Origin of the sequence: Chromohalobacter sp. HP20-39, assembly GCF_033052815.1 — a bacterium.
Taxonomy (GTDB): Bacteria; Pseudomonadota; Gammaproteobacteria; order Pseudomonadales; family Halomonadaceae; genus Chromohalobacter.
This window is the reverse complement of the sequence record NZ_JAWHTP010000802.1, coordinates 1-261: the sequence shown is the minus strand read 5'-3', so window position 1 is coordinate 261 and position 261 is coordinate 1. Positions and strand designations below refer to the sequence as shown.

At 74.3% G+C, this 261-nt stretch carries 1 protein-coding gene; it reads right to left on the bottom strand.

Annotation, left to right across the window (positions count from 1 at the left end; translation table 11 throughout):
* Nucleotides 1–47: 47 nt before the first annotated feature.
* On the bottom strand, nucleotides 48–261 hold a 214-nt coding region (locus RVY79_RS20165; protein WP_317466355.1), incomplete at its 5' end, for a DUF2293 domain-containing protein.

The window sequence follows — 261 nt, the reverse complement described above, 5'->3', positions numbered from 1 at the left end:
GCCTCGGGCAGGTCTCCTACAGCATGGCGGGGTCCCGCGCGACCGCCTCAGCGCGGATCGGCCTCAGGCTCGCCGGCCTCGTCCTCGGGGATCGGCGCGGCCCCCCAGGCGGCCAGCGCGGCGTTGAGATCGTCGAGGACGAAGTGCCGGGCGCTGTCCCGGTCGTATCCGTCGGCCAGGAGGTCGTCGTAATCGGTGAAGACGTGGCGTGCGTACGTGATGAGGGCGAGGCGTGCCGCGGTCTCCGGGGCGGCCCGGCGC